Origin of the sequence: Salibaculum sp. (assembly GCF_035270045.1) — a bacterium.
In the GTDB taxonomy this organism is placed as follows: domain Bacteria; phylum Pseudomonadota; class Alphaproteobacteria; order Rhodobacterales; family Rhodobacteraceae; genus Salibaculum.
Genome location: NZ_DATFIP010000031.1, coordinates 66,293 through 75,577, shown reverse-complemented (window position 1 = coordinate 75,577; position 9,285 = coordinate 66,293). Strand labels below are relative to the sequence as shown.

Genomic DNA, 9,285 nt, shown 5'->3' with positions numbered 1-9,285 from the left:
ATGTCAAGGGTTGGTAAGGTTCTGCGCGTTGCTTCGAATTAAACCACATGCTCCACCGCTTGTGCGGGCCCCCGTCAATTCCTTTGAGTTTTAACCTTGCGGCCGTACTCCCCAGGCGGAATGCTTAATCCGTTAGGTGTGTCACCGAATTGCATGCAACCCGACGACTGGCATTCATCGTTTACGGTGTGGACTACCAGGGTATCTAATCCTGTTTGCTCCCCACACTTTCGCACCTCAGCGTCAGTATCGAGCCAGTGAGCCGCCTTCGCCACTGGTGTTCTTCCGAATATCTACGAATTTCACCTCTACACTCGGAGTTCCACTCACCTCTCTCGAACTCTAGACTACCAGTATCAAAGGCAGTTCCGGGGTTGAGCCCCGGGATTTCACCCCTGACTTAATAGTCCGCCTACGTGCGCTTTACGCCCAGTAATTCCGAACAACGCTAACCCCCTCCGTATTACCGCGGCTGCTGGCACGGAGTTAGCCGGGGTTTCTTCTACTGCTACCGTCATTATCTTCACAGTTGAAAGAGCTTTACGATCCTAAGACCTTCGTCACTCACGCGGCATGGCTGGATCAGGGTTTCCCCCATTGTCCAAGATTCCCCACTGCTGCCTCCCGTAGGAGTCTGGGCCGTGTCTCAGTCCCAGTGTTGCTGATCATCCTCTCAAACCAGCTATAGAGCGTAGGCTTGGTAGGCCATTACCCCACCAACTACCTAATCTAACGCGGGCTGATCCTTCACCGAAATTCTTTCCCCCGAAGGGCGTATACGGTATTAAACCCAGTTTCCCGGGACTATTCCGTAGTGAAGGGTACATTCCCACGCGTTACTAACCCGTCCGCCACTAAGCCCGAAGGCTTCGTTCGACTTGCATGTGTTAGGCCTGCCGCCAGCGTTCGTTCTGAGCCAGGATCAAACTCTCAAGTTGAAACGCTGTTGCCAGCGTATCCTTGACGTTCGAACCTCTGCACATCGTCCCGTTGTTCAAACGGGACAGTCTTCTGTTTGTTGTGCTTCTGGTTTCATCAGAAACCGGAAACCGTCCAAACAGTGAAGCTGACACTCCATGATCGGCCGAAGCCTAGGAGCGCGATATGCAGGTGTTGATCCATCGATTTGAACCAAACCGCCCACATATCTCTTCAGATACTTGCGATTTCAAAGAGCGTAGAGACAAAATCGACTGGATGCGCCCTAACTTCCTTGGCGCGCCCCGCCTCGTTTACCTCTGATGTTTCTTACGTCTCGTTGGCCTTGGCTCGTCGCCGCCGCCCCGTCTGGCGTTCCGTTGTGCTCCTCAGCGCCGCCGGTGAGGGGGTATTTACGGTTTGGTGCCGGGGTCCGCAAGAGGTTTTTTCAGGGGAAGTGCGATTTTTTGGGATTTCCCCGAATTTTCTTTGTTTTCGGTAGGTTAGTTAAACATTCCTGCGCATTGGGCGGCCATGTCGTAATTTTGTTACCCGGACTTGGGGTGGCTTTTGGCTAGATATAGGGTTGTCCACAGGGATACCCCCAAGACTCACCGGGCAACAGCCGTGAATCATCTTCGATTCCTCCCTGCAGCCCCCCCATGAGGCGAAAAAATCCACGAGTCAGCTGCTCACACGGTATTGGGTTCGCTGAATCGGCCCCTGTTACTACCGGAATCAACCTTGAGAGGCGGCCGAACGCGGCTCGGTTCGGCGGGTCGGTCGCACGCGCAGCGCCAGAAGCGCGCAAATCACCGCCAGCCAGAACAGCGGTTCGAGCTGAAACCCCTTGGCCAGCCATAGAAAGTGGACCGCCGCCAGTATCGCCGCCGGATAGGTCAGCTTGTGCAGTTGTCGCCACTTCGGCCCCAGTTTGCGAACAGACCAGGTGTTCGACGTCACCACCAGAGGCACCAGCATCAGGAATGCCACCATGCCAACCGTCACGTAGGGCCGCTTCACTATGTCAGCCCAGATCCTGTCGAGGCTCTGCACGTCCAGCACCGCCCAGACCAGCAGATGCACCAGCACGAGGAAAAATGCCGAGACGCCGATGGCTCGGCGGAACTTGATCAGGTTGATGCCGGCAAGGCGGCGCAGCGGCGTGATCGCCAGCCCGGCAACCATCACCTTCAGCGCCATGGCGCCATATTCATGTTCCAACGCCTCGATCGGCTCCACGCCCAGGCCGCCCGTGGCGCCACGGTAGAAAACCCAAACCGCCCAAGTCGTGCACAGTATGTAGAGGCTCCACGCGGGAACCCGGCGCGCCGCGCTGTTGATACGGTCAGCGGCGGCCATCAGAAGAACTCGGTCAGGTCCATGCCTTCGTAGAGGCTCGCCACCTCGTCGTAGCCATTGAACATGAGCGTGTCCTGGCGCTGCGAGAAGATGCCGCCGCCGATGCGGCGTTCCGTGGCCTGCGACCAGCGCGGATGATCCACGTTCGGATTCACGTTGCTGTAGAACCCGTATTCCCGGGCATTCGCCTTGTTCCAGCTGGTGGGCGGCTGGTCGGCCACCAGCGATATGCGAACGATCGACTTGATCGACTTGAAGCCATACTTCCATGGCACCACCAGCCGCATGGGCGCGCCATTCTGGTTCGGGATCGGTTCTCCGTAGATACCAGTCGCCAAGAGGGTGAGCGGATGCATCGCCTCGTCCATGCGCAATCCCTCGACATAGGGAAAATCCAGCACGCGTCGGCGCACTCCCGGCATGACGTCAGGGCGGACCACCGTTTCGAAGGCAACGTAGTTGGCCCCGTCCTGCACGCCGACCTTGGCCAGCAAATCGGCCAGTTCGAAGCCGTTCCAGGGGATCACCATCGACCAGGCTTCGACACAGCGGAACCGATAGATGCGTTCCTCGGTCTCCATGTCGCCGATCAGGTCAGCCAGGTCATAGGTCCCGGGATTGTCGACCAGCCCATCAATGGTGACCTTCCAGCCGCTCGTGTCCATCGCGGGCGCGTTCTGCGCCGGGTCGCCCTTGCCGGTGCCAAACTCGTAGAAGTTGTTGTAGGTGGTGATCTCTTCCCAGGTGTTCGGCTCCAGACTGGCCTGGGCGGCAACCGGCCCGCCGAAACCAGCCGCCCCGGCCGCCGACATACCTGCGATCAATTGGCGGCGGTTCATCCAGAGGGGTTTCGGCGTCACGTCGTCATGGGCGAGGTCATTTTTCCAGCGTCGGGCCATTGGCAGTCTCCTGTGTTTCGCTTCTACATCTAGTCGCGCGCGCGAGGATGACACTCACCCTCATGTCACGATGCCGCCAGTTCCTTGTAACCGGGATAAAGCCGGTCCATGGGCACCGACGCCCCGTCGGCCTGCACGATCCTGACATGCGACCGGCGCATCCGGCGCGGCTCGGTGACGCCGACCGAATGGGCGATGGTCTCCACCTCCTGGACGATCTGCCGGGCATAGGCGGCAACGCGGGCGTCCTTTTCCTCGACCACGAGGCCCTTCTGCAAGCGCGGGTCGTGGGTGGTGATGCCGGTGGGGCAGGTATTCTTGTTGCACTTGAGCGCCTGGATGCACCCGAGGCTGAACATGAACCCCCGCGCCGAGACGACGAAATCCGCCCCCGCGCAGATCGCCCAGGCCACGTCGCCGGGATTGACCAGCTTGCCGCTGGCCACGATACGGATGCGGTCGTGCAGCCCGTGGGCATCACGCAGGTCCACCAGCCGCGGCAGCGCCTCGCGAATCGACATGCCGACCAGGTCGATCAGCGGCATGGGTGCCGCCCCGGTGCCGCCCTCGCCCCCGTCTATCGTGATGAAGTCGGGCGCGCTTTCAGTCCCGCGCGCGACGATGGTCTCGAACAGCCCCTCCAGCGCGGCCTCCGTGCCCATGACCGTCTTGATGCCCGTGGGCAGGCCCGAGACTTCGCGCACATGGGCAATAAAATCCAGCAGGTCGTCCCAGTCATCCACGCCAAGGTGCCGGTTGGGCGAGATCGCGTCCTGGCCCTGCACGACGCCACGGATCCGCGCAATCTCGGGGCTGATCTTCGCAGAAGGCAGGATGCCGCCCTTGCCGGGCTTCGCCCCCTGGGCCAGCTTGATCTCGATCATGCGGACCTGTTCCTGCGCGGCCAAGTCGCGCAGCTTCTCGTCATCAAGGTTGCCTTCGGCGTCGCGCACCCCGAATTTGGCGGTGCCCATCTGGAAGACAAGCTCACAGCCCCCTTCGAGGTGATAGGGCGAAAGCCCCCCCTCGCCCGTGTTCATCCAGATGCCCGCCTCGCGACAGCCGCGCGACAGCGCCTGCACAGCCGGCCGCGACAGCGCGCCATAGGACATGCCCGAAAGGTTGAAGATCGACCGCGCCGTGTAGGGGTGCCGCGCACTCGGACCGATCACCATGGGATCGGTGCTGGCGTACTGGTTGTCGAGCGGCGGAAAGGCGGCGTTCACGAACAGCGGTGTGCCGACCACGGCCAGGCTTCGGGTCGAGCCGAAGGCGACCGTGTTCCCGGCCCGCTCCGCGGCGTGCCTGACCCAGTCGCGCTGGGCGCGGTTGAAAGGCAATTCCTCTCGGTCCATGGCAAAGAAGTACTGGCGGAAGAACTCGCCCAAGGTCGTGAAAAGGCCTCTGAACCGCCCGATCAAGGGGTAGTTGCGCCGGATCGCATCGCCGCGCTGGGTCCGGTCGAGGACGAAAAGCACGGCGAGCGCCAGCAGGCCCAGCCCCAGCACGAGGATGAGGACTAGCGCCAGGCCTTCGAGAATTGTCAGCGGCAGGGATGAGACCATCGCAGCACTCCTTTCCAGGCACATCCTGCCACGGTGCATTGCGCTTGTCGCCTGCCCCGTTGTCTCGAAAACCAGTCGGATTTGCGCTCCGACCATCACGCCGGATCACATGGTTTCACCTGGTCGTGACTTGAACTGTGCGAAGATCGCTGCTTAGCCGCTGGTCCCCTTCCGTCAAGTCCGATCGGCGGAAAACCCCCGTAATCCAATGTCGCATCCCTGCGTAAGACGGGTAGTGCCAATGACGGCATTGACGCGGTGTCCGCGAGGGCAGCCGCAAATGAAAACGAATACGGAGGACCACATGCTACGTCGTACCTTTATCGCCGCCACTGCCGCCGCCACTTTCGGCACTGGTGCCATTGCGGCCGGCCATTCGATGGATATCGTTGATACCGCCGTTGACGCGGGCAACTTCACCACGCTCGTCGCCGCCGTCGAAGCCGCCGGGCTGGTCGAGACGCTCAAGGGCGAAGGCCCCTTTACCGTCTTCGCCCCCACGGACGAGGCCTTTGCGGCACTACCCGAAGGCACCGTCGAGGGACTTCTTGAAGACACCGAAGCGCTGACCGCGATCCTCACCTACCACGTGGTGCCCGGCCAAGTGATGTCCGGCGACCTGTCGGACGGCATGATGGCCGAAACCGTGAACGGGGCCGAAGTGACCATCGGCGTCGGTGATAGCGTGACCGTCGATGGCGCTACCGTCACGGCCGCCGACATCGAGGCGTCGAACGGCGTGATCCATGTCATCGACCAGGTGATCCTGCCCGAATAATCGGTAACTACTGCTTACCGGAAAGGCCCCGCTTCGGCGGGGCCTTTTCTTTTGCGCGCAACTGGGCAAACCTGCCCCGGCAAGAGAGAGAGGGGGCAATGTCCGCAGCAGTCACGCTCATGGGGGTCAAAGGCGGCCCCGCGATCCGACCCGGGTCGCACATGCCCACGTCGATCCTGATCCGCATGGGCGGCAGGTCGATCCTCGTCGATGCCGGCCTGGGTGTCACCCGTGGACTGTGCGACGCGATCGACCTCGTGCTGATCACCCACCTGCATTCCGACCACTACCTCGAACTCGGGCCACTCTTTCACACCGCGTGGGTCGCCGGGCTGAATCGCCCTGTTCCCGTCATCGGCCCGCCCGGCCTGTCCGAGTATTGGGACGGGTTCCTGAAATCCATGGCCTTCGACGTGACCCTGAGGATGGAGGACGAAGGGCGGGTGCCTCTCGGGCCGCTTTTCGATGTCTCGCGCATCACTGAAGACCAGGTCTTCGACGCGGGTGGAGTGTCGATCCGCGCCATGCGCAATGTTCATCCACCGATCGAGGACAGCTATGCCCTGCGGTTCGACCATGCCGGCGAAAGCATCGTGTTCTCGGGCGACACGGCCTACATGCCCGAAATGGCCGACTTTGCCGCCGGGGCGGACATCCTTGTGCACGAGGCAATGCTGGTCGACGGGGTCGAGGCACTGATCGCGCGCATGACCAATGGCGACGACCGCCTGCGCGCTCATATCCTGCGCAGCCATACTAGCGCCGAGGATGTCGGCCGAATCGCAGCCGATGCCGGGGTCGGGCAATTGGCCCTGACCCATATGGTGCCGGACGGCGACCCCGATTTCACAGAGGATCACTGGATCGCCGAGGTCCGCAAACACTGGTCTGGCCCCTTGCATATCGGACGCGACCGGATGGTGCTGACCGCCTGACACGCGAAAGGCCCCGCCGGATGGCGGGGCCTGTGCTCAGTTTCGGATCATCAGTGGACGACCGCGTCGTCCGGCTTGGGCCGGTCAGTGCTGCCCAACCGTTCGCCGACAAGAAGACCATCGGGCCCGACGGTCACCGGCACGGTATCTCCGTCCCTGATATCGCCCCCCAATAGCGCCTCGGCCAGAGGGTTCTGCAGCGCGGTCTGGATGACCCGCTTGAGCGGACGCGCCCCGAAGACCGGATCATAGCCCTCTTCGGCCAGCCACTTGCGCGACTCCTCGTCCAGCTCCAGCGCGATCTTGCGCTGTGCCAGCCGTTTTTCCAGCCGCGCCAGCTGGATATCGACGATCCCGCTCATGTCTGAACGATCCAGCCGATCGAAGACGATCTGGTCGTCCAGCCGGTTCAGGAACTCGGGCCGGAAATGGGCGCGCACGGCATCCATCACGTCCTGTTTGGCGCGGGCGGCGTCGCCCTCCTCCTCCAGTCGGCTCAGAGCCTGCGAGCCCAGATTCGAGGTCAGCACGATCAGCGTTTGCTTGAAGTCCACCGTGCGGCCCTGCCCGTCGGTCAGGATGCCATCGTCGAGAACCTGCAGCAACACGTTGAAAACCTCCGGGTGCGCCTTCTCGACCTCGTCGAACAGCACCACCTGATAGGGACGCCGGCGCACGGCCTCGGTCAGCACGCCGCCCTCATCGTAGCCGACATAGCCCGGTGGTGCGCCGATCAGGCGAGAGACCGAGTGCTTTTCCATGAACTCGGACATGTCGATCCGGACCATGGCCTGGTCGTCGTCGAACAGGTATTCGGCCAGAGCCTTGGTCAGCTCGGTCTTGCCGACCCCCGTCGGCCCCAGGAACAGGAAAGAGCCCAGCGGGCGGTTCTCGTCCTGAAGGCCCGCACGCGCCCGGCGGACGGCGTTCGACACGGCCGTGACAGCCTGGCGCTGCCCGATGACCCGGCGGCCAAGCTCGGACTCCATCTTCAGGAGTTTCTCGCGCTCGCCTTCCAGCATCTTGGACATCGGGATGCCCGTCCAGCGTTCGACCACGGCGGCGATCTGTTCGGGGCGCACGGCTTCCTCGACCATCACGCCCTCGGCTTCCTCGGCCTGCTCGGCCTCGGAAAGCTGCTTTTCCAGCTGGGGGATGATGCCGTAGGACAGCTCGCCTGCCTTTTGCAGGTTGCCCTCGCGCTTGGCGATTTCCAGGTCGGCGCGGGCACGGTCAAGCTGTTCCTTCAGGCCGCGTGCGCTTTCCAGCTTGTCCCGCTCGGACTGCCACTTGGCGGTCATCTCGGCGCTGCGGTCCTGGAGGTCGGCCAGTTCCTTTTCCAGCTTTTCCAGACGGTCCTTGGAAGCCGTATCGTCCTCTTTCTTGAGCGCCTCGGCCTCGATCTGCAATTGCAGGATCTGGCGGTCAAGCTGGTCCAGTTCCTCGGGTTTGGAGTCCACCTCCATCCGCAGGCGGCTGGCGGCCTCGTCCACAAGGTCGATCGCCTTGTCCGGCAGAAACCGGTCGGTGATATAGCGCGCCGAAAGCGTCGCCGCCGAGACCAGCGCCGAATCCGAGACCCGCACGCCGTGGTGCATCTCGTACTTTTCCTTGATGCCCCGAAGGATCGAGATGGTATCCTCGACCGTGGGTTCCTCGACCATGAGCGGCTGGAACCGGCGCGCCAGTGCGGCGTCCTTCTCGACGTGCTTGCGATACTCGTCGAGCGTGGTCGCGCTGATGCAGTGCAGCTCCCCGCGTGCAAGGGCGGGCTTGATCAGGTTGGCGGCGTCCATCGCGCCCTCGGTCTTGCCTGCGCCGACCAACGTGTGCATCTCGTCGATGAACAGGATGATCTCGCCCGCGGCCTCGGTGACCTCGGTCAGAACGGCCTTCAGGCGCTCCTCGAACTCGCCGCGATACTTGGCCCCCGCGATCAATGCCCCCATGTCCAGCGCCAAAAGCTTCTTGTTGCGCAAGGATTCCGGCACGTCGCCGTTGATGATACGCAGCGCCAAGCCTTCGGCGATGGCGGTCTTGCCAACGCCTGGCTCACCGATAAGGACCGGGTTGTTCTTGGTCCGGCGGCTCAGCACCTGCATGGCGCGGCGGATCTCCTCGTCACGGCCGATGATCGGGTCGATCTTGCCCTCGCTGGCGCGCTCGGTCAGGTCCTGTGCGTATTTCTTCAGCGCATCATACCCTTCTTCCGCGCTGGCGCTGTCGGCGGTGCGGCCCTTGCGGATGTCCTCAATGGCAGCGTTCAACGCCTGCGCGTTGATCGCCCCGGCCTCCAGCGCGGTCTTTGCACCGGATTTCACCATGGCAAGCGCCATGAGCATCCGTTCCACCGGCACGAAACTGTCGCCGGCCTTCTTGGCCAGCTTCTCGGCCTCGGCAAGCACCTTTCCGGTCGCGGAATCCAGATAGACCTGACCGGCATCCCCGGTGACCTTCGGCAGCTTTTCAACGGCAAGGTCGACGGACTCTTGCACGCGCTTGGCACTGCCGCCAGAGCGGTTGATGAGGTTGGCGGCCAACCCCTGATCGTCGTCCATCAGTGCCTTGAGCAAATGTTCGGGCACCATCCGCTGATGGCTTTCCCGCATGGCGATCGTCTGGGCGGCTTGGATGAACCCCCGCGACCGCTCGGTGAACTTCTCCAAGTTCATGAGCTTTCTCCTTTCAAAGCGCCCTGTCGCGGGGCGCCCGTCACGCGGCGCACCCCTTTGTCGGGCCTGGATATTGAGATGGGAGAGCAGACATTGGTTTTCAAGTTATGGCACCTCGGGAAAGAGCGTCCGCCCCGCAGCGTCCCGGTTCCGGCT

6 protein-coding genes and 1 rRNA gene are annotated in these 9,285 nt (G+C 62.4%); 2 read left to right on the top strand and 5 right to left on the bottom strand.

Going from position 1 to position 9,285, the window contains the following annotated elements:
- The 4 genes from VJ897_RS05295 to VJ897_RS05280 form a co-directional block, all read right to left on the bottom strand.
- A 16S ribosomal RNA gene (locus tag VJ897_RS05295) occupies positions 1-938 on the bottom strand; the annotation flags it as partial.
- A 718-nt stretch (positions 939-1,656) separates the two neighbouring features.
- Positions 1,657-2,280, bottom strand: a complete 624-nt coding sequence (gene msrQ, locus VJ897_RS05290) for a protein-methionine-sulfoxide reductase heme-binding subunit MsrQ (protein WP_324053931.1) — start codon at positions 2,278-2,280, stop codon at positions 1,657-1,659.
- Positions 2,280-3,179 carry a protein-methionine-sulfoxide reductase catalytic subunit MsrP gene (gene msrP, locus VJ897_RS05285; protein WP_324053929.1) on the bottom strand — a complete coding sequence of 300 codons (900 nt, stop codon included), beginning with the start codon at positions 3,177-3,179 and terminating at the stop codon, positions 2,280-2,282. Before msrP ends, msrQ begins: the two co-directional genes overlap by 1 nt.
- Before the next feature lie 65 nt (positions 3,180-3,244).
- Positions 3,245-4,744, bottom strand: a complete 1,500-nt coding sequence (locus VJ897_RS05280; RefSeq protein ID WP_324053927.1) for an FMN-binding glutamate synthase family protein — start codon at positions 4,742-4,744, stop codon at positions 3,245-3,247.
- Between the two features lie 304 nt (positions 4,745-5,048).
- Between VJ897_RS05280 and VJ897_RS05275 the strand changes: the two genes are divergently transcribed.
- The gene (locus VJ897_RS05275) at positions 5,049-5,522 is read left to right on the top strand and encodes a fasciclin domain-containing protein (protein ID WP_324053925.1); all 474 of its coding nucleotides are present in this window, start codon (positions 5,049-5,051) and stop codon (positions 5,520-5,522) included.
- Between the two features lie 98 nt (positions 5,523-5,620).
- Positions 5,621-6,457 (top strand): MBL fold metallo-hydrolase, encoded by an 837-nt coding sequence (locus tag VJ897_RS05270; RefSeq protein ID WP_324053923.1) that lies wholly within the window; start codon positions 5,621-5,623, stop codon positions 6,455-6,457.
- Between the two features lie 50 nt (positions 6,458-6,507).
- Here the strand turns inward: VJ897_RS05270 and clpB are convergent, their stop codons facing one another.
- Positions 6,508-9,129 carry an ATP-dependent chaperone ClpB gene (gene clpB, locus VJ897_RS05265; protein ID WP_324053921.1) on the bottom strand — a complete coding sequence of 874 codons (2,622 nt, stop codon included), beginning with the start codon at positions 9,127-9,129 and terminating at the stop codon, positions 6,508-6,510.
- Between the last annotated feature and the right edge of the window lie 156 nt (positions 9,130-9,285).

Coding starts and splice junctions, on each gene's coding strand:
- VJ897_RS05275 (WP_324053925.1), top strand. CDS start 5,049: ATGCTACGTCGTACCTTTATCGCCGCCACTGCCGCCGCCACTTTCGGC.
- msrP (WP_324053929.1), bottom strand. CDS start 3,179: ATGGCCCGACGCTGGAAAAATGACCTCGCCCATGACGACGTGACGCCG.
- msrQ (WP_324053931.1), bottom strand. CDS start 2,280: ATGGCCGCCGCTGACCGTATCAACAGCGCGGCGCGCCGGGTTCCCGCG.
- VJ897_RS05280 (WP_324053927.1), bottom strand. CDS start 4,744: ATGGTCTCATCCCTGCCGCTGACAATTCTCGAAGGCCTGGCGCTAGTC.
- clpB (WP_324053921.1), bottom strand. CDS start 9,129: ATGAACTTGGAGAAGTTCACCGAGCGGTCGCGGGGGTTCATCCAAGCC.
- VJ897_RS05270 (WP_324053923.1), top strand. CDS start 5,621: ATGTCCGCAGCAGTCACGCTCATGGGGGTCAAAGGCGGCCCCGCGATC.